This is a genomic window from Nonomuraea glycinis (assembly GCF_035920485.1).
In the GTDB taxonomy this organism is placed as follows: Bacteria; Actinomycetota; Actinomycetes; order Streptosporangiales; family Streptosporangiaceae; genus Nonomuraea; species Nonomuraea glycinis.
In genome coordinates this window covers 1624288-1642561 of record NZ_CP109166.1, presented here as the reverse complement: position 1 = coordinate 1642561, position 18274 = coordinate 1624288, and the positions used below count along the sequence as shown (strand labels likewise).

General features: G+C 68.6%; 21 protein-coding genes. 10 read left to right on the top strand and 11 right to left on the bottom strand.

Annotated elements, in window-relative coordinates:
* Positions 1–18: 18 nt before the first annotated feature.
* From OHA68_RS07570 to purU, 4 genes are all read left to right on the top strand, one after another.
* Complete coding sequence (locus OHA68_RS07570; protein ID WP_327106966.1) at positions 19–294, top strand: muconolactone Delta-isomerase; 276 nt, start codon at positions 19–21, stop codon at positions 292–294.
* Positions 295–521: 227 nt separating this feature from the next.
* On the top strand, positions 522–1403 hold the full coding sequence (locus tag OHA68_RS07565) for a methylenetetrahydrofolate reductase (RefSeq protein ID WP_327106965.1): 882 nt from the start codon (positions 522–524) through the stop codon (positions 1401–1403).
* On the top strand, positions 1400–2323 hold the full coding sequence (locus OHA68_RS07560) for a bifunctional 5,10-methylenetetrahydrofolate dehydrogenase/5,10-methenyltetrahydrofolate cyclohydrolase (RefSeq protein WP_327106964.1): 924 nt from the start codon (positions 1400–1402) through the stop codon (positions 2321–2323). Before OHA68_RS07565 ends, OHA68_RS07560 begins: the two co-directional genes overlap by 4 nt.
* Complete coding sequence (gene purU, locus OHA68_RS07555) at positions 2320–3204, top strand: formyltetrahydrofolate deformylase (protein ID WP_327106963.1); 885 nt, start codon at positions 2320–2322, stop codon at positions 3202–3204. Before OHA68_RS07560 ends, purU begins: the two co-directional genes overlap by 4 nt.
* Before the next feature lie 118 nt (positions 3205–3322).
* Here the strand turns inward: purU and OHA68_RS07550 are convergent, their stop codons facing one another.
* Positions 3323–4267 (bottom strand): NAD-dependent epimerase/dehydratase family protein, encoded by a 945-nt coding sequence (locus OHA68_RS07550; RefSeq protein ID WP_327106962.1) that lies wholly within the window; start codon positions 4265–4267, stop codon positions 3323–3325.
* A gap of 71 nt (positions 4268–4338) precedes the next feature.
* On the opposite strand from OHA68_RS07550, the gene OHA68_RS07545 reads away from it, so the two are divergent.
* Positions 4339–4785 carry a MarR family winged helix-turn-helix transcriptional regulator gene (locus OHA68_RS07545; protein ID WP_327106961.1) on the top strand — a complete coding sequence of 149 codons (447 nt, stop codon included), beginning with the start codon at positions 4339–4341 and terminating at the stop codon, positions 4783–4785.
* A gap of 48 nt (positions 4786–4833) precedes the next feature.
* Here OHA68_RS07545 and OHA68_RS07540 read toward each other — a convergent pair whose 3' ends face one another.
* The 4 genes from OHA68_RS07540 to OHA68_RS07525 form a co-directional block, all read right to left on the bottom strand.
* Positions 4834–5745 carry a hypothetical protein gene (locus tag OHA68_RS07540; RefSeq protein WP_327106960.1) on the bottom strand — a complete coding sequence of 304 codons (912 nt, stop codon included), beginning with the start codon at positions 5743–5745 and terminating at the stop codon, positions 4834–4836.
* Complete coding sequence (locus tag OHA68_RS07535) at positions 5742–6272, bottom strand: RNA polymerase sigma factor (RefSeq protein ID WP_327106959.1); 531 nt, start codon at positions 6270–6272, stop codon at positions 5742–5744. The genes OHA68_RS07540 and OHA68_RS07535 overlap by 4 nt, the downstream gene beginning before the upstream one ends.
* 143 nt (positions 6273–6415) lie before the next feature.
* The gene (locus tag OHA68_RS07530) at positions 6416–6607 is read right to left on the bottom strand and encodes a hypothetical protein (RefSeq protein WP_327106958.1); all 192 of its coding nucleotides are present in this window, start codon (positions 6605–6607) and stop codon (positions 6416–6418) included.
* Between the two features lie 2 nt (positions 6608–6609).
* The gene (locus OHA68_RS07525; protein WP_327106957.1) at positions 6610–7218 is read right to left on the bottom strand and encodes a hypothetical protein; all 609 of its coding nucleotides are present in this window, start codon (positions 7216–7218) and stop codon (positions 6610–6612) included.
* 162 nt (positions 7219–7380) lie between these two features.
* Here OHA68_RS07525 and OHA68_RS07520 point away from each other — a divergent pair, with 162 nt between their 5' ends.
* On the top strand, positions 7381–7791 hold the full coding sequence (locus OHA68_RS07520) for a hypothetical protein (RefSeq protein ID WP_327106956.1): 411 nt from the start codon (positions 7381–7383) through the stop codon (positions 7789–7791).
* Positions 7792–7863: 72 nt separating this feature from the next.
* Here the strand turns inward: OHA68_RS07520 and OHA68_RS07515 are convergent, their stop codons facing one another.
* The 5 genes from OHA68_RS07515 to OHA68_RS07495 form a co-directional block, all read right to left on the bottom strand.
* On the bottom strand, positions 7864–10062 hold the full coding sequence (locus tag OHA68_RS07515; RefSeq protein WP_327106955.1) for a xanthine dehydrogenase family protein molybdopterin-binding subunit: 2199 nt from the start codon (positions 10060–10062) through the stop codon (positions 7864–7866).
* Positions 10059–11039 (bottom strand): FAD binding domain-containing protein, encoded by a 981-nt coding sequence (locus OHA68_RS07510; protein WP_327106954.1) that lies wholly within the window; start codon positions 11037–11039, stop codon positions 10059–10061. The genes OHA68_RS07515 and OHA68_RS07510 overlap by 4 nt, the downstream gene beginning before the upstream one ends.
* Positions 11039–11623 carry a (2Fe-2S)-binding protein gene (locus OHA68_RS07505; protein ID WP_327106953.1) on the bottom strand — a complete coding sequence of 195 codons (585 nt, stop codon included), beginning with the start codon at positions 11621–11623 and terminating at the stop codon, positions 11039–11041. Before OHA68_RS07505 ends, OHA68_RS07510 begins: the two co-directional genes overlap by 1 nt.
* A 10-nt stretch (positions 11624–11633) precedes the next feature.
* Positions 11634–12740, bottom strand: a complete 1107-nt coding sequence (locus tag OHA68_RS07500) for a PQQ-dependent sugar dehydrogenase (RefSeq protein ID WP_327106952.1) — start codon at positions 12738–12740, stop codon at positions 11634–11636.
* A 103-nt stretch (positions 12741–12843) separates the two neighbouring features.
* Positions 12844–13536: a TetR/AcrR family transcriptional regulator gene (locus OHA68_RS07495; RefSeq protein ID WP_327106951.1), complete on the bottom strand. Its 693-nt coding sequence runs from the start codon at positions 13534–13536 to the stop codon at positions 12844–12846.
* Positions 13537–13637: 101 nt separating this feature from the next.
* Between OHA68_RS07495 and OHA68_RS07490 the strand changes: the two genes are divergently transcribed.
* Both OHA68_RS07490 and OHA68_RS07485 read left to right on the top strand, forming a co-directional pair.
* Complete coding sequence (locus OHA68_RS07490) at positions 13638–14168, top strand: hypothetical protein (protein ID WP_327106950.1); 531 nt, start codon at positions 13638–13640, stop codon at positions 14166–14168.
* A 185-nt stretch (positions 14169–14353) separates the two neighbouring features.
* On the top strand, positions 14354–15016 hold the full coding sequence (locus OHA68_RS07485; RefSeq protein WP_327106949.1) for an HIT family protein: 663 nt from the start codon (positions 14354–14356) through the stop codon (positions 15014–15016).
* On the opposite strand, the gene OHA68_RS07480 is transcribed toward OHA68_RS07485, so the two are convergent.
* Positions 15013–15702: a class I SAM-dependent methyltransferase gene (locus OHA68_RS07480; protein ID WP_327106948.1), complete on the bottom strand. Its 690-nt coding sequence runs from the start codon at positions 15700–15702 to the stop codon at positions 15013–15015. The two genes, OHA68_RS07485 and OHA68_RS07480, sit on opposite strands and share 4 nt — an antisense overlap.
* A gap of 1051 nt (positions 15703–16753) precedes the next feature.
* Here OHA68_RS07480 and OHA68_RS07475 point away from each other — a divergent pair.
* Both OHA68_RS07475 and OHA68_RS07470 read left to right on the top strand, forming a co-directional pair.
* Positions 16754–17776, top strand: a complete 1023-nt coding sequence (locus tag OHA68_RS07475) for a sulfotransferase family protein (RefSeq protein WP_327106947.1) — start codon at positions 16754–16756, stop codon at positions 17774–17776.
* Positions 17777–17812: 36 nt separating this feature from the next.
* The gene (locus OHA68_RS07470; protein WP_327106946.1) at positions 17813–18256 is read left to right on the top strand and encodes an NUDIX domain-containing protein; all 444 of its coding nucleotides are present in this window, start codon (positions 17813–17815) and stop codon (positions 18254–18256) included.
* The last annotated feature ends 18 nt before the right edge of the window (positions 18257–18274 follow it).

The following is an 18274-nucleotide window of genomic DNA, read 5'->3' as shown; positions in this document are numbered from 1 at the left end:
GCAGACCGAGAGGCAGCGATGGAGTTCCTGGTTCGTTTCGAGACCCATCTTCCCGACAGCATGAACGACGCCGAGCGGGGACGGCTGAAGGTCGCCGAGCGCGCCCGTGCCATGGAGCTGCGCGAGGACGGCATCCTGAAGAGGCTCTGGCGGGTGCCGGGACGGCGTGCGGTCATCGGCCTGTGGGAGGCCCCCGACGCCACCGCCCTGCATGACGCGCTGGCGTCCCTGCCGCAGTGGCCGTGGATGGACGTGACCGTCGAGCCGCTCGCCACCCACCCGCAAGAGGCCTGACCCTTTCCTCGTCAGGCCGGTCCGGGGCACCCGTTCTACGTCACTTGTCGCAGTTCGGCTAGGACGGGCGCAGGCGTAAGAGCCGTCATCCGCGTCGTTTCTCCGATCGGGCCGCTGCCTAGTGTCGGTGGTGGAGCCAGATGCTCGGCATCCCCCGCCGGCCCGCGTCCTCGGCGTCTGCCTGCTCGACGAAAGGTCTCTTTCACCATGCCCCCAAAGAGTCTCCGATGACCAGCCTGCGCACCGGCGGGACCGGACCGGCGCCGACCCGCCGCCAAGCACTCACGCGGGCGCTGAACGCCATCAGCTACGAGATCCTGCCGTTCAGGAGCACCGAGGAGCAGGTCCTCGAACACGTGCCGACCGGCATCTCGATGACGGTCACCACCACCGAGGCCAAGGGCCTGGGACCCACCCTCGACCTGGCCCAGAAGCTGACCGGCCACGGCTACCAGGTGGCCCCGCACCTCGCCGCCCGCCTCGTCAGAGACGAGCGGCACCTGGTCGACATCGTCGCCCAGCTGCGCGAGGCCGGCGTCGACGGCATCTTCGTGATCGGCGGCGACGCCGCCACGCCCGCCGGCGACTTCCACGACGCCTACTCCCTGCTCGACACGCTCGACACGCTCGGGCACCCCTTCACCCGGATCGGCATCGGCGGCTACCCCGAAGGCCACGGCGCCATCAGCGACGAGCTGATCGAGCGCGCCATCGAGCGCAAGGCCGCCTACGCCACCCACATCGTCACCCAGCTCTGCTTCGACGCCGGCACGACGGCCGCGTGGGCGGGCACGCTCAAGCGGCGCGGCGTCGAGCTGCCGGTCTTCGCCGGCATCCCCGGCGCCGTCAGCCGGCAGAAGCTCATCCGCATCTCGGCCGGCCTGGGTCTCGGCCAGTCCGCCCGCTTCCTGAAGAAGCAGCAGAACATGCTGTGGCGCTTCTTCCTGCCCGGCGGATACCGCCCCGACAAGCTGTTCGAGGGCCTCGCCCCGCGCCTCGCCGAGACGGAGACGAACCTCGCCGGATTCCACCTGTTCACCTTCAACGAGCTGGAGAAGACCGAGGCCTGGCGGCGCAAGCTGCAGGCGCGACTCGGGAACGGCTCATGAGCGCACAGGTCATCGACGGGCGAACCTGCGCCCGCGCCCTCAAAGCGAGCGTGGCGGCCGACATCGAGCTCCTCAAAGAGGAACGCCTGCCCATCGGCCTGGCGACCGTCATGGTGGGGGACGCCTACGGCTCGGTCGCGTACGAGCGCCGCCTGCGCCGGCTCGCCGCCGACCTCGGCGTGCCGTACCTGCCCTGCAGGCTGCCCGCGACCGTCTCCCAGGCCGAGCTCGACGACACCATCGCCGAGCTGAACGCCGCCCCCGACGTGTCCGGCATCCTCGTCCTGCGCCCCCTGCCGCCGCACCTCAGCGAGGCCGTCACCTTCCAGGCCATCCACCCCGCCAAGGACATCGAGGCCGTACACCCGCAGAACGCCGGCCTCCTCGCCCTCGGCGTGCCCCGTTACGTCCCCTCGACGGCGGCCTCGGCCTACCACCTGCTGGACACCTGGCTCGACTCCGTCGGCGAGGACCGGGCGGACTTCTACCACCGCTCGCTCATCGTCGTCGTCGGCCGCTCCAACAACGTCGGCAAGCCCGCCGTCTCCCTCGGCTACGACCGGCAGGCCGCCGTCGAGTCGATCGACGAATGGGCCAGCCACACCGGCACCCTCGGCCGCCACACCCGCCGCGCCGACGTCCTCATCGTCGCGGCGGGCCGGCCCGGCCTGATCCGGGCGGAGCACGTGAACGACCACGCCGTCGTCATCGACGTCGGCATCAACCCGCGAACCGGCCCCGACGGCGTCACCCACATGGTCGGCGACGTCGACCATGCCAGCGTCGCCCCCCGCGTCCGTGCCCTCACCCCCGTCCCCGGCGGAGTCGGCCCCGTCACCGACGTGTGGCTGCTGCGCAACACCGCGGCCGCCGCCCGCGTGCACGGCGCCCGCCTCCTCAGCAGTCAGGAGCCCTCATGACCGCCACCGCCGAAGCAGCCCGCTCCGCCGGGCAGTACGTCCTCATGCTGTCCTGCCCGGACACCCCCGGCATCGTGTACGCGGTCGCCGGGTTCCTCGTCGACCGGCAGTGCACGATCGTGCAGAGCCAGCAGTTCGACGACCCGGACAGCCGTACCTTCTTCATGCGCGTCCAGTTCGCCCACGCCGAGGGCGAGGCACTGTCGGTGCCGGACCTGCGGCGGGACTTCACGCAGGTGGCGTCCCGCTTCGGCATGACCTGGCGCCTCGGCGACGCCGCCGCCCGCCAGCGCGTCCTGATCATGGTGAGCAAGTTCGGCCACTGCCTCAACGACCTGCTCTACCGCAACTCCGTCGGCGAGCTGAACATCGACATCGCCGGGGTCGTCTCCAACCACCCCGACCTCGCCATGCTGGCCGACAACTACAGCGTGCCCTTCACCCACATCCCGGTCACCCCCGACACCAAGCCCGAGGCCGAGGCCCGCCTCATGGAGATCGTGGAGACCGAGAAGGTCGACCTCGTCGTCCTCGCCCGCTACATGCAGATCCTCTCGGAGGACCTGTGCAAGCGGCTCGAAGGCCGCGCGATCAACATCCACCACTCGATGCTGCCCAGCTTCAAGGGCGCCCGCCCGTACCAGCAGGCCTATGACCGCGGCGTCAAGGTCGTCGGGGCCACGGCCCACTACGTCACGGCCGACCTGGACGAGGGCCCGATCATCGAGCAGCAGATCATGCGGGTGGACCACTCGATCAGCGCCGACGAGTTCGTCGCGCGCGGCCGCGAGACGGAGTGCCGGGCGCTGGCCCGCGCGGTCCGCTGGCACACCGAGAACCGCGTCGCCCTCAACGGCCACAAAACCGTGGTCCTGCACTGATCTTCCCGTACGCCTTTCGCACGGGACCGAATCCACGTCCGCGGCACCTGGTCAGGTCGGCAGGTGGGGCCGGTGAGGCCGGCCAGGCGCCGCGGCTTCCCCACCGCCTGCGCGGTGCTCAGCGCTCATTGCCCGCACGCAGCCAGGCGATGTAGTCGGCGGCCGCGCGTTCGGTGTCGTAGGCGGGCCGGTAGCCGGTGTCCTGCTGGATGCGGGTGATGTCGAGGTGGTTGTGATGGCCGGTCCCGCCGGTGGGCAGCTCGATCGGGGCGTCCGGGACGACCTTCTTGATCGCGGCGATGACCTCGGCGTTGGTCGTCGCGCGGCCGGACGCGACGTTGTAGGTGCGGTGGTCGAGCCGGTCGGCGAGCTGGAGGAGCGCGATGGCCCGGCCGGTGTCCTTCACGTAGCACAGGTCGATCGCGTCGTCCGCGTAGGCGGGGGCCCGCAGCCCGGAGAGATCCGGCGCGGTGCCGCGGGCGGCCGCGTGGACGAATGCGGGGGCGGGGAAGAACGGGTCGGAGTGGCCGCGCGGGCCCCAGGTGGCGGAGACGCGGTAGTTGACGACGTCGAGGCCGGCGGCCTCGGCCAGATGGTCGTTGAGCAGCTCGCCGACCTTCTTGAACGTCGGGATCAGGTGGGGTGAGGTCATCGGCAACGGCATGTCCTCCCGCAGCGGGCCCGCGCCGGGCAGACCGGCGTAGACGCCGATCGTGCTCGCGACACCGACCCGCGCCACGCCCCAGCTCTGGGCGGCCTGCAGGATGTTGAGGAGCCCGCCGATGGCTTTACGGGTGGCCTCCACGGGCTCGTCGGCGCTGGGCGGCCACGGCATGGACCCCGCGAGATGCACGATGCCAGTGATCTTGTGGCGTGCGCCGACGTCGAGCAGCGCCGTCAGATCGGTGATGTCGGCCCGCTCCACCGCCACCCGCGCCTCGGCGAGGTCGGCCGGCACCTCGGCGCTCCGCCGCTGAACCAGCACGCACTCCTCGCCCAGATCGAGCAGCGCCCGCACGGTGTGAGCCCCGATGAACCCCAGACCCCCGGTGACCAGAATCATTGCCTTGCCCTTCCTGTCGTCTAGCTGATTATCAGTGCAACTGACAATCAGGTTAGCGATAGAATAGGCGGGTGTCTACCTCCGGCGGGCCGGGCCCCGAGTTGAACAGTCGTCTGGGTTACCTCCTCAAGCACGCGCGCCTGCGGCTGGACGAGCTGTACACGAACGCGCTGAGGCCGTACGGGATCGACGGGCGTGAGCTGGGAGTGCTGCTCGCCCTCGCCGGCCACGAGCCGGCTTCTCAGCAGCAGGCTGCACAGCGACTGGGGATCGACCGCACGACGATGGTCGCGCTGCTGGACACACTCCAGGGCAAAGGCCTGGTGTCACGTCACCCGGACGCGAACGACCGCCGCCGCAACGTGGTCGAACTGACCGAAGCCGGACGAAAAACCCTCAGCCAGGCCATCGAGGCGAGCGACGACGCCGAACGCGCCCTCCTCGCGCCCCTCACCCCGCAGGCCGCACAGCACCTACGCACCGCACTGCGGACGATCGTGACCCATCCGGACAGCTAGTGTTCAGCCGGACGCCTGGCTGGTCTCATCCGCGTGCGGTCGTCGAGCTCAGCCGGTGAACTGGGCCGGCTTCGGACCACCGTAGATCGGGTTCTTCGGCAGGCGATCCTCGGTCACCTGCAGCCGCAGCACGCCGGCCTCCTCCGACCGCGCCTCCCAGACGATCCAGTCGTCCCCCACCTGAGCCGACTGCTTGTCCGGATCGACATTCCATCCGTTGTGGTCCGGCGCCGGCGTGATGACCTCGAAGACCGCCTTCAGCCCCCGCCGGTGGGCCTCGGCGACCACCTCTCCCACGGTCTTCTCGTCGGCCCGGTAGCCCTCCAGCATCTCGCCCTTGACCGTGGCCGGCCGGGCGTTCTGGTACTTCTCCCCTGGCCGGGCGGGCCGCCCAAGGTTGACCACGCCGTTGCCGGCATAGTCGCGCTGGACCATCACCGTCATGGCGCACCCGGCCTGTCCGAGCTCGCAGCCGGCGGGCGTGGTGCCGCTGCCGATCCTGCGGTCGTCGTTCGGGTGGTCGCCGATGCCGCCGGGACCGGCCTTCACCCGAGTGATCTCGCCGACCTGGGTCGGCGACGACGGCACCGGCTCCAGCCGCACGTTCAGGCCCACCGCCTTGAATCCCTCGGTGAACTTGGCGAAGTCGGCCAGCGGGTCCTTGATGACGGCCACGTAGTGGTCGCCCTGGAGCCGGATGTCCATGGCCGAGTTGGCGTAGGAGGTGGCGGTGCCGCTCTCGCCCAGGAGGGCAGGGCCGATCACGGCCGCCGCCGCGAGCCCGCCGGCGGCCACCGCGCCCCCGAGCACCCGGCGCGTTCGGCTCGTACGGACCACCCGGCCCTCGAACTGCGGCTCCTCGGTGGTGATGGAGGTGAGGAGCGTCCGTGCCCCCGCACCGGACGCCGCCCCGGCCAGGTCCTGGTCACGGCACCTGGCAAGGTTCTGCACTTCGTTCATGCTGACTCCACGACAAGATGAGAGACGGAGACGCCGGCCCCTGCCAGCGCCTTGGAGAAGCGCTTGCGCGCCCGGTAGAGCCTGATGCGCACGGCGTTGCGCGAGCAGCCGAGCACCTTGGCGATCTCCCCGTTGTCCAGGCCCTCCCAGGCCACCAGCGAGATCAGCTCTCTGTCGTCCTCGGCGAGCTCCCGGAACGTTCGCCCGATCACGCCCAGCTCGACGCTGCCCTCGGGCGAGTGGGCGTACAGGTCGGCGACGTCGGTGTCGAGCTCCACGCTCCGGTGCCGGTGCCTGGCCAGGCCGCGCCGATGATTGGCCAGCACGTTCCTGGCCACGCCGTACAGCCAGAGCCTGGCCTCACCGTCCGGCGGCAGCGCGTCGGCGCGGCGCCAGGCGATGGCGAACGTCTCGGCCACCACGTCCGCCGCGTTCTCCGGTGAGTCGCAGCGGCGCATGGCGTAGCCGAGGATGTGCTCGTACGTCTGCGTGTAAACGGCCTCGAACCGGTGCTTCCGGTCATCCACTGGGAATCCCCATGGTCGGCCTCCTCGGTCTCGGAATTGGAACACTCCGTACATGTCGAGGAAGCCATCAGCATTTCAGCCGATTTCGTACTTTGTCAGCAGGGCCACTCTCCCGTGACCGTCGCCTCACCCCGTCACGAGGGTCACGTCGGCGGCTGGTGTTCGTCCGTGGTGCGGAGTTGTTCCGCGTCCTGGTAGGCCCTGGTCACGGCGGCGATCATGGCCAGCAGCGAGAGGATGGGCACTGCGGGCCAGATGATGTTGCCCGGCAGGAAGTAGACGACGATCATCTGGGCGACGGCCACGAAGACCCACACGCCAGGCTCTCCGGGCACCCTTACCATTGCATCTCCCAGATGTACCAAGGGCCTTGGATGTGCGTGTAGTCCGTGTGGCTTTCCTCCGCCGGTGGGCCCTTCGGGCTCCAGGCGAAGCCGTACTGGTTCAGGAAGCCGGTGCCGTCCACCAGGAACCGTGCGCCGTCCTCTGTCCGGCTGATCGACGTCAGCGGGTAGAGGCCCACCCACTGGTCCGCGTCGTCGGTTGATGCGGGGCCCGACGCGACCGTCCGGGCGAGGCTCTCCAGGCTGCTCTCCGACAGCGCGAACCGGGCGCTGAAGGGCAGGTCGGCGTACACCGGCCCGATCACGGCCACCGCCATGACCGGGGCCGCCGCCCAGCGGACCCAGTGCCGGCGCAGCATGGACCGGCCGTCCGACCGGAACAGGGCCACCACGAACCGGGCAACCCACACGATTATCGTGCCGTACGCCAGCCCGAGGCCCATGAGCAGCAGTTGGAAGGAGCCGCCGCCCGGCAGGCTGCTGTTGTTCAGGATGATCAGGGCCACCAGGGCGACGAGGGGGAGCAGGACCTTCCCCGGCGGGCCGATCAGGATCCGGGTGAGCGCCGGTAACGGCGGTGGCGGGGTGGCGTTTTCGGGCACGCCAGAGCGTATCGCGGCACTTGATCGCGGATCATGCCCTCTTCGCGTACGGGTGTGGTGCCGATCACATGGTGTGTGTGGATTCCTCCACAGTTGATCGCTGGGGTTCTCCGTAGCGTTCGTGTTGTCGGAAAGCAGCACCTATTGGGGGAGGAACCCGAAATGCGTAAGACTCTTGCGATCGCGGCGCTGGCCGGTTCGATGGCCGTCACCGGTCTGGCCGTGGCTCCTGCCGCTCAGGCGGCCACGCAGACGAGCACGACTGCCAGTACGGCCACCGTCGTCAAGTGGGGCAAGTTCTTCTCCTCCGACCACAAGGCGTACACCTACGGCAAGACGTGGAAGAGCCACGGCAAGGTGTTCACGAAGTGGTACGGGGTGGACAAGTTCGGTGGCAAGAAGGGCTGGGTGTGGTTCGAGGTCTACAAGAACGGCTCCTGGCACAAGTTCAACCACGCCTGGGACGGCAAGAAGGTCGGCGCGTGGAGCGGCCACGGGATCGGCAAGGTCTACACCTACACCTGCTGGGCCGGCAAGTTCGACAACTGCGGCAAGAAGTACCGCATCTACTGAGGGACACATCCCGGGGGCTGAAGGAGACGGCTCGGGCCTGAGGCTCGGGCCGTCCTTCTAGTCGTACGACAGTCAGGACAGGGCGGCGATGATCTTGTCCTGGGTGATCGGCAGGTCGCGGATGCGGTGGCCGATCGCGTGGTAGACGGCGTTGCCGATGGCCGCGGTCACCCCGGTCATGGGTGTCTCGCCGAAGCCCCGTGCGCCGAGCGCCGGGCTGGACGGGTCCGGCTTGTCGATGAAGCTGACGTCGATGTCCGGCACGTCGGCGTTGACCGGGACGAGGTAACCGGACAGGTTCGGGGTGACGATCCGCCCCAGGTTCGGGTCGACCAGGGTGTGCTCGCTGAGCGTGAACCCGATCGCCCAGATGGCCCCGCCGATCGCCTGACTCCGGGCGGTGCGGTGGTTGAGGACCCGGCCGCAGTCGAACACCCCCACCATCCGCCGTACCCGGACCCGCCCCAGCACCGGGTCCACGTGCACCTCGACGAAGGTGGCGCCGACCGAGTACCCCATCGGCGCGAAGACCGCCTCGCTGGTCACCTCGATCGGCCGGCCGTGGCGGCGCATCACCTGCCGGTAACCGACCCGCCGCGACGGCCGCTCGGTGAGGAACAGGTCCCCGTCCCCGACGCTGACCTGATCAGGCGCGGCGCCGTGCAGCGGACTGTCCGGATCGGCCACCGCGAGCGCGATCACCTGGTCGCGGGCGGCGGTCGCGGCGCGGACGACTCCGCCGCCGACGCTCGGCACCGTCGCCGACGCCGCCGACGCGAACGCCGGAGGGAAGGCCGAGTCGCCCAGATCGAAGCGGACCCCGCGCAGCCGCAGGCCGAGCACCTCGGCGCCGAGTTGGCGCATCACCGTGTACGTCCCGGTGCCGAGGTCCTGCGTGCCCGACCGGATCCGCGCGGTGCCGTCGACGCCGATCGTCACGGTGGCCGACGAGCCCGGCCGGCCGCCCGCGGTGTGCGCGGCGGTGGCCATGCCCCAGCCGATCAGCCCGTCCCGGTCACGCATGGAGCCCGGCCGGGGATCACGACGCGACCAGCCGAAGCGCTCCGCGCCTCGCTCGTAGCATTCGCGCAGGTAGCTGCTGCCATGACGCTCGCCGGACTCCTGGTTGGTGGCCGACCAGTTGCGCACCCTGAGCTCGACCGGGTCCAGGCCGAGGGTGTAACTGAGCTCGTCGAGCGTGGACTCCAGCGCGTGACTCGTCGCCGTCTCCGGTGACCGCACGAAGCTGCCCATCGGCAGGTCGAGCCGTACCGCCTGCTGGGTCGAGCGTACGTTCGGGCAGGCGTACAGGATGCGGGTCGGCTCCGAGCTGTTGAGCAGCGCGTCCTCGGTGCGGGACACCTGCTGGGTGACCGTGTGCTGGATCGCGGTGAGCCGCCCGTCGCGGGCGGCGCCGACGCGCAGCACCTGGTGCGTCTCGGCGCGGTGCCCGTTGGAGGTGTACGCCTGCGCCCGCGTCAGCACCAGCTTGACGGGCCGCCCGACCTGCCGCGCGACCGCCGCCGTGAGCACGGTGTGCGGCCACACCGGGCCTTTCGCCCCAAAACCGCCGCCCAGGTACGGCGACAGGACGCGTACGTTCTCGCGGGGGAGCCCGAAAGCCTGCATGAGCGCGTTCTGGGTGTTGGAGATGCCCTGCGTGGATTCGTGCACCGTCAGCCGGTCGCCGTCCCAGGCGGCCACCGTGACCGACGGTTCGAGGGCGTTGTGGTGCTGCATCGGCGTGGTGTAGGTGGTCTCGGCCACGGCGTGCGCGGCGGCCAGCCCGGCGGCCACATCCCCGCGTACATAGTCGTTGGCCCCGTCGTTGGTCTCCGGCGGGACGTACGCCTCGCCCATGTCGTCGGCGAGCACCACCCGGGGCGGCTCCGCCCGGTAGCTGACGCCGACCAGGCCGGACGCCTGCTGGGCCCGTTCCAGGGTGTCCGCCACCACGATCGCGACGGGCTGGCCCGCGTGCCGGATCAGGTCATCCTGTACGGGCAGGAACCGCTTCAGGAACGCGACCGCCGGGCTGGGCAGGGCGAGGCGGGCCAGGTTCTGGTGGGTGAAGACGCCCAGCACCCCCGGCGCGGCGCTCGCCCCGGCGGTGTCGATGGCGGTGACCCGGCCGCGCGCGACCGTGCTCATGACCAGGACCGCGTGGGTCACCCCGCGCACCTCGGCGTCGGCCGCGTACCGGGCCACGCCGGTGACCTTGGCGACGCCGTCCACCCGGCTGACCGGCCGGCCGACCTGGGACTCCGTCATCGGTTCCTCCCGAACTGGCCAAGGATGTCGGACAGGGCCCGCTGGACCAGCGGGATCTTGAAGGCGTTGTGCTCGCGGGGCCGGGCGTCCCGGACCAGCGCCGCACCGGCGGCCTCGATCGTGGCGGCGTTCAGCGGGCGGCCGATCAGCGCCTGCTCCGCCGCCTCCGATCGCCAGGGGCGCGGGGCGATGCCGCCGAAGGCCAGGCGGGCTTCGCGGACCTCCTCGCCGCGCAGCCGGACCAGCGCCGCGACGGACACGACGGCGAACTCGAACGTGGCCCGATCGCGCACCTTCAGATACGTCGAGCCGGCGGCCAGGTCGGTGACGGGCACGTCGATGCCGGTGATGAGCTCGCCCTGGCGCAGGGCGGTCTCCAGGTGCGGGGTGTCGCCGGGCGGCAGGTAGAAGCCGGCCATCGGGATCTCGCGCGGGCCCTCGGCGCCCAGCGTGCGCACGGTGGCGTCCAGGGCGGTCAGCGCGACGGCCAGGTCGGAGGGGTGCACGGCGATGCAGTGGTCGCTGCCGCCGACGATGGCGTGCCACCGGTTCAGGCCGTCGAGGGCCGGGCAGCCGCTGCCGGGCTCGCGCCTGTTGCAGGGCATGGTGGGGTCCCGGAAATACCAGCATCGCGTACGTTGCAGCAGGTTGCCGCCCAGCGAGGCCATGTTCCGCACCTGCGGCGAGGCGCCGGCGAGCAGCGCCTGCGACAGGACCGGCAGCCGCCGGCGTACGGTTTGGTGCACGGCCACGTCGCTCATCCGGCTCAGCGCGCCGAGCCGGATGCGCCCGCCGCTCTCCCGCACGTCGGCCAGCGGCAGCGCGTTGATGTCGATCAGGTGGTCGTGCCGCTGCACGCCGTCCTTCATCAGGTTCAGCAGGTCGGTGCCGCCGGCGATGTAGCGCGCCCGAGGGTCGGCGGCCAGGCGGACCGCACGCTCGGGCCGGTCGGCGCGGGTGTAGGCGAACGCGTCCATCAGCTCATCTCCTTGGCGGCTTCGCGGACGGAGGCGACGATGTTCGGGTAGCAGCCGCACCGGCAGATGTTGCCGCTCATCCACTCGCGGATCTCGTCGTCGGACCCGGTGTGTCCCTCGTGCACGCAGGCGACCGCGGACATGAGCTGGCCGGGGGTGCAGAAGCCGCACTGGAACCCGTCGTTCCTGATGAAGGCCGCCTGTACGGGATGCAGTGCGTCCCCACGGGCCAGGCCCTCCACGGTGGTGATCTCGCGGCCCTGCTGCATGACGGCCAGGGTCAGGCAGGACTTGATCCGCCGCCCGTCCACCAGGACCGTGCAGGCGCCGCATTCGCCCCGGTCGCAGCCCTTCTTGGTGCCGGTCAGGCCGATCCGCTCGCGCAGGGCGTCGAGCAGGGTGACCCGTGCTTCGAGCTCCTGCCGGTGCGTCACGCCGTTGACCTTGAGGGAGATCCGTGCCGTGTCAGTGACGGCGGTCTCCGCCTCCGCCACGTCCGCCAGGGCCGGCGCCGCCGTCGCGACGGCCGCGACCGCCGCGCCCACCTTGATCACGGTACGTCGGGTCGGGTCTTCTTCGGACATGCTGGTCACCTCACGAAGGGGTCGGAACGAGTTCGATGCGCAGGATGCGGTCGTCACCCTCGCGCGAGGGGGTCCCGCCGAGCGTCGCCTGGTCGGTGTTGGACGTGGTCACCCAGAGCGCCCCATCGGGCGCGACCTCCACGGTCCGCAGGCGCCCGTACCGCTCGGTGAGGTAAGCGACAGGCTCTCCGGTACGTTCCCCGCCCGCGACCGGCAGCCGCCACAGCCGCTGCCCGCGCAGCCCGGCCATCCACAGCGCGCCCTCGGCGTAGGCGATGCCGGACGGGGACGCCTCGGCCGGCGGCAGCCAGAACACCGGCCGGGTGCCGCCCTCGCCGTCCGGACCCTCGGCCGCCGGCCAGCCGTAGTCCTCGCCGACGCGGATGACGTTGACCTCGTCCCAGTCGTTCAGTCCCAGCTCGGCGGCGTACATGGTCCCGTCGGGGCCGACGGTCAGGCCCTGCACGTTGCGGTGGCCGTAGGAGTAGACCGGGGTGTCGAACGGGTTGTCCTCGGGGATCGAGCCGTCCGGCTTGATCCGCAGCACCTTGCCGTTGAGGTTGTCGCGCCTCGGCGCGACCGGTGGATCGAAGGCGTCGCCGGTCGCGATCCACAGGTTCCCGTCGGGGCCGAAGCGCAGCCGGCCGCCGTGGTGCCGGTTCGCGGTGCCGATGCCGTCCAGCACGATCCGGTCCTGGCGCAACGACTCCAGGTCCTCGGCGAGGCGCAGGGCCACGACCCGGTTGGTCGGCGACGACGACACGTACGCGTAGACAGTGCGATCGTCGGCGAACCGGGGCGAGGTGGCGAGCCCCAGCAAGCCGCCCTCGGCGCTCTGAGCGACCCCGGGCACCTCACCGACCAGCGCCGGGGTGCCGCCCTCGGCGGGGACGCGGTGGATCAGGCCGGAGGCGCGGCCGGAGACCAGGGCCGAACCGTCCGGCAGGAACGCCAGCCCCCACGGCATGTCCAGCCCGGACGCCAGTTCGGTGATCCGCCCGAGCCCTTCCGGGGGACTCGTGATGACGGCACTGCCGGGCTCGGCAGTGGTGGCCGTGCAGCCCGTGATCAGGGTCAACGAGGCGAAGGCGGCGACGGTGCGGGTTATGAGACGCATGGTTCCACCTCTTCGGTGGTAGCAGTGACAACACCATGACACTAACGCTGTCATGGTGCCGATGGCAACAATCACGTGTTACCACTGCTAAACCTTGGGCGGCTCAACCCTCGGAGGCGGCGACCCGGTCCATCCACTCGGTCAGCAGGGCGCGCTCGGCGGCGGAGAGCGCGGTCAGCCGGGGGGCGACCGCGCGCAGCGCCACCGCTATGCCCGTCGGGCCCGCATCGGCGGTGGGGGAGTCGCCGGTGGTGATCGCGGCGATGATCGCCTCGCGCGCCATGACGGACAGCGCCGGGTCGCGCCGCTCCTCCGGCATCGAGATGAGCGAGAAGGTCAGGCCGGACCCCGTGGCGTGGACCAGGTGCGCGGCGCGCTCCTCGCTGACCCGCAACCGTCCCACCTCGGCGATGCGCCTGACCCTCGCGGCCAGCACCGCGGCGGACCGCCGCGCGGCCGTCGACTCGACGCCCGGCCGGGTCTCGCCGTAGATGAGCACGTAGCAGGCCGGGTTGGCGAGGCCGAAACTGACGTGCAGATCCCAGCCGCGCCGCAGGTCATCCACCGGGTCGTCGGTCTCGGCCAGCGCCGTCTTGTCGGCCATGTAGCTCTCGAAACCGTGGCTCGCGACCGCGTCGAGCAGGCCGTCCTTGTCGCCGAAGAGCCGATAGAGCGTCGGCGACTGCACCCCCGCCGCCGTGCACACCGCCCGGGTCGACACCGCGTCCCGGCCGCCCTGGGTCAGTAGGTCGGACGCCGCCTTGATGATCCGCTCACGCGTGAGATCTCGCTCCACGGTAGCAACGATAACTGTCTCGCCATATCACTGCCAGCAGCAGGTGCCGCGCCCCGTGAGCACTGTCTCGGCAGGGCATACCTTGTGATGAAATATGCCGAATGGAGAGGCTCAGGCAGTTGGTGGGCGAGATGCTGATCTACTGCTTCGTACTGGTCCTGATCACCGGCGGCTTCCTGGCCTTCCACTACACGCCCAGCGGCGAGCTGATCCCCTACACCGGCGCCTACGAGCCGCTCCACGGCACCATGATGACCAGGGCCTACGACTCCCTGCTGACGCTCAGCTTCGACTCGCCCCACGGCCTGCTCATGCGGCAACTGCACGCCCAGTTCTCGGCCCTGCTGGTGGCGGGGACCGTCGTCTGGGCCCTGCTCGGCCGGCTCCGGTACGTGTTCGCGCTGGTCGGCCTGGGCCTGAGCCTGCTCGGCCGGTTCACCGGCCACGGCTCCGCCGACGAATACCCGACCGCCGTCCCCATCCCCCTGTGGTACGGCCTGCACCTGCTGGCGGCCCTGGCCATTGCCGCCATTCTGGTGGTCTCCGCCCGCCGGGAGGCCGCCCGCGAGCCCAGAACACCGGGCTTCATAGCCCTGGGCCTCGGCCTCACCCTGCTGCTGATCCTCTGGTAGGGCATCCCCTTCTGAGGCTTCTGAGGGGTGGATTTTCGGGGTGACAGCGACGATCGGCCCGGCCTGTGATCGCACATATGGCCATGACGCCAGCTCAAGGTAGCAAATTAAGAACTGTGCGCTACGTCATGCCGGGTGAAGATAGGGCCAGGCGATCCGAATGTGCGAGATGGGGTGGAGCGGCTATGTTCGACGGACCTGCCGAATGCCCCTTTTGTGCCTTGGTATCGGAGGGGAGGTCGCCTGTCTGGGATTATCTCTTTCGTGCCGACAGCACCGATGAGATCATCCTCCGCAGCGCATCCTTCCTGGTCATTCTCGACACTGCCCCGCTCGCTGAGGGCCACCTGCTCATCATCACGAAAGCCCACATTTCCTCACTTGCCGGCCTGACGACACCTGAGCGCGCCGAGCTGGATTCGGTCAAACACGACGCCGAATCCTTGCTGGGGGAGGCTTATGGCCCGATCTCATTTTTCGAGCATGGGGCCGAGAAGTTCGCCAAGCACGCCGGAGCCTGCATTGACCATGCCCACCTGCACCTGGTCCCAGGCGACTTCGATATTCTTCCCTATGTTGCTCGTGACTATCCTGATGTCGAGTCGTTCCCATCGTATGAACGAGTGCTCGAAACTTTCGCCGGTAGGCCCTATCTGCTGTTCAGCCGAAAATCGGATCAGGTTTACGGCGTGCATGCCCCGGCCTGTGCCACCCAATATCTCAGGCGCCTGGTAGCACAGGCGACCGGATTCAGGACCATGTGGAGCTGGCGTGACTGCGTTCGCTGGGCGGACTCGCTCTCGGTGCGCGACCAGTTGCTCAATGCCAGAATGAAGTTGGGCCGCTAGTCTCGCGAGCGCTCGGCGAGGCACTGCACCACGCTTGCGTGACTGCCGTAAACGAGCTCGTCGCGGAGCACGAGGCTGTCGACGGCGAAGAGTCCTTCGGCGGAGAGGACGTCCTTGGTGTACTCCTGGCTGAAGAAGTGGCGGATCTGACCGTCGCTCCGGAAGAGATCAGGGCCGATCTCCTCGCCTTGCCCGAAAAGCACGTCGTCAGTTGACCGGCAGACGAAAAAGACTTTCCCGGCAGGGCGCAGAACACGATGGATCTCCCGGAAGACGTCCCGGGTGATGCTGTCCGGGAAGTAGTGCAGAGAAAGACGGGCGTAGACCGCGTCAAAGGATGCGGCAGAGAATTTCAGAGGTGTCCGGAGGTCATGGAGAGAAAAGTCGACCCCGGATGCCTCTGGGGAGTGAAGGTTGGCCTCGATGGCGAACTCCGAGAAGTCCGTGGCGGTGACCGCGTGTCCCCGCCTCTGGAGGAAGACGGCATCTCTGCCACTCCCGCACCCCAGCTCAAGAATTCTCCGACCACGGCTCAAACCGTCAGCGAGAACCAGGGCCGACGAAGTCGGTCTTATTCGTTCCTCGCTGTTCCAGTATTGACGGTGATAGCTGTTCCAGAGTCGCAATTGGTCGCCGTCGAAAATGTTTGGGGCCGATGCCGATTCGTCGTCGAACCTGGATGCCATAGCTGACCATACCAAGGCCGTCGTCCTCTTGAACTCCTTTGTCTTTACCCGGCCGCTGCTACACTCGGGCTTGAATGGATACTGACAGGTAACGCCAGGATCGGCCGCGAGACATCGGACCCTCGGGACGAAACATGTCAAGCGAACCAATAGCCACGTGGAGCCCTGTTGAGCAGGAGTGGCTCCTTCGCGTTCCGGGCCGTCGTGATTTGGCGGCACAGGTCGACATTCGTCCCGATGGCACATCATTCGCCGGATGTCCATTCTGCCCCGATGCGGGGGACGCGCCACTTCGGGTTCGACTGGTTCCGAGCAAACACCCCGTGATTGCCGCACCCCAGGAGTGCGCACAAGAGCAACTGCACTGGGTGCTTGTGTACGGCAGCTCCCACTTCCGGAGACTCGGCGACCTTCCGGCAGAGGTCACTCAACAGTTCCTGGAAAAGGTCTCCCATAAGACCATGGACCTTTTCCGCAGTCCATCGGTAAAAGCGGTCTATGCCTTCGAGTCCGTGGGGGACCACTTCGGACCCACGGTTGCCCATCCGCATGGTCAGCTCGTTGGATTGCCCTTTGTCCCAAGGCGGCTGACCCTCACCCATGGCGCAGACTCTTGCGCTGTATGCGATTTGGCCGTCGATCGAGAATTGACGGTGACGACCTCCGACCATGCTCTGCTTCAGGTGCCCCCATGGGCGAGACTGCCCTTCGAAATGATCATTTCGCCCAGGGCTCATCGTCCGGACCTGGCATCGCTGTCTCCCGATGAGCTCGTCTCGGTGGCGGGCTGTCTTCACACAGGTCTGCGACTGTGCCGCGTGACCTATGGGGGCGCGATGCCGCCGTACCTGATCAATGTCATGCAGGCGCCCAAGGGCGATGCGTCGCACCACCTGCGGATAGAGCTCGTTCCGCTCCACAAGGACGTGCGAACCCTCAAAAGGCCCGGCGCCATGGAGCTGGGCCTGGGTGTTTACGTCAACCCACTCCTTCCAGAGACAGCCGCCGGGATGCTCCGCGACGCGTCGCCAGGGGTGCGGAGGTGCCGGACGTGAAGCGGGTCCAGCTCGTCGGCACCCAGCGCTCCGGCTCGAACCTGCTTCGGCTCCTGCTCGGATCGCTGCCCGGCGTCTTCGCGCCGCCCTCGGCACACAAGCTGAGAGATTTCCAGGACCTGGCCTCCCGGTACGGCTCATTAGGTGAGCCCTCGAACAGGAGGCGCCTGGCCGAGGACCTGGGCCGCCTCGTCGATCTCAACGCTCTCGCCTGGCCGCGGTTCCCTGATCGCTTGCCGGCGGTCGTCGCCGCCATGGGCGGACCTACGCTCGCGCACGCGGTCGTGGCGTTCTACGACGCTCATGCCCGCCACCTGGGCAAAAACCTGTGGGTCAGCAAGTGTCTGGAGAACGTTCACTTCATCGCCCAGTTGCACGTATCCGGCCTGCCGATCCTCTACCTGCACCTCGTAAGAGATCCACGCGACGTCGCCGTCTCGTTCTCCAGCGCACCCATCGGCCCGAAGGATCCCCAGGCGATAGCACTGCGCTGGCTGCAGGATCAGGAGGCTGCTCTCGAAGGTCGAGAAATGGTCGGAGAAGATAATTGGCTGACCCTGCGTTATGAAGATCTGGTCAGAGATCCAGAGGGCGCTCTGACTCCTCTCTGTGATCGTGCCGGGCTACGGTGGTCCGACGCCGCGTTGAATTTTTACCGTCAGGACCACGCTCGATCGGCCGCGTCCCTGTCTGAGCTGTGGAACAATCTCGACCGGCCCATTCGAAAGGATCGCGTGGCCGCGTACAAGAACGCCGCCCACACTGACCTGACGATCTCCGTCGAGAGTATTACATGCGATCTTATGTCGACATTCGGTTATGTCGCCGAGCATGTCTCTGTGTCGACCACGATAGGGGCGGACGAGAGAGCGGCCATTCTCCTTCGTGATCGCGACTTGCGTACCAAGCTGAAGGAAGCCCGCGATCCGGAGACGGAGGCCGTGCATCTCAGACGGCTTCGTTTCCTGGAACAGCTCGGCGGAGAAGTCCCCCGAAAGTGGGTGCCCGGCCTGCTTTGAGCACCTCGCAGCCTCAGAAAACGCACGGAGGACCCGATGTTCGTGCAGTTCGCGCAGAAGGCCGTCATCGAATGGCAAGGAAAACTGCTCCTCGTCATGAAGAGCCGTGACGACCCGCACGAGCCTGGAAAATGGGAATTGCCGGGTGGGCGGATGCAGCGAGACGAATCACCTGATGAGGCGCTGGTCCGCGAGGTTTATGAGGAGGTAGGGCTGAAGGTGCGCCCTGGGCGCCCACTGGCCCTGTGGTCGTGGCGACTGGGAAGCGGGGAGGACGCCGCGACGGTCATCGCCGTCGCCAGGCTCTGTACGGCGAACAACGTCGACGTGGACATGAGCCGCCAGGTCGAGGACGACTTCATCGAAAGGTACGGCTGGTTCGACAGAGACGAGATCCTCGGCCTCGATCTCATTCCCAGTGCCGGAGGCCCCATCGCGACGGTTCTCGAGAACCTCCAGAAGTTCGGCCTCGACGAGTGAGCCGCGTACGGGCTTGTG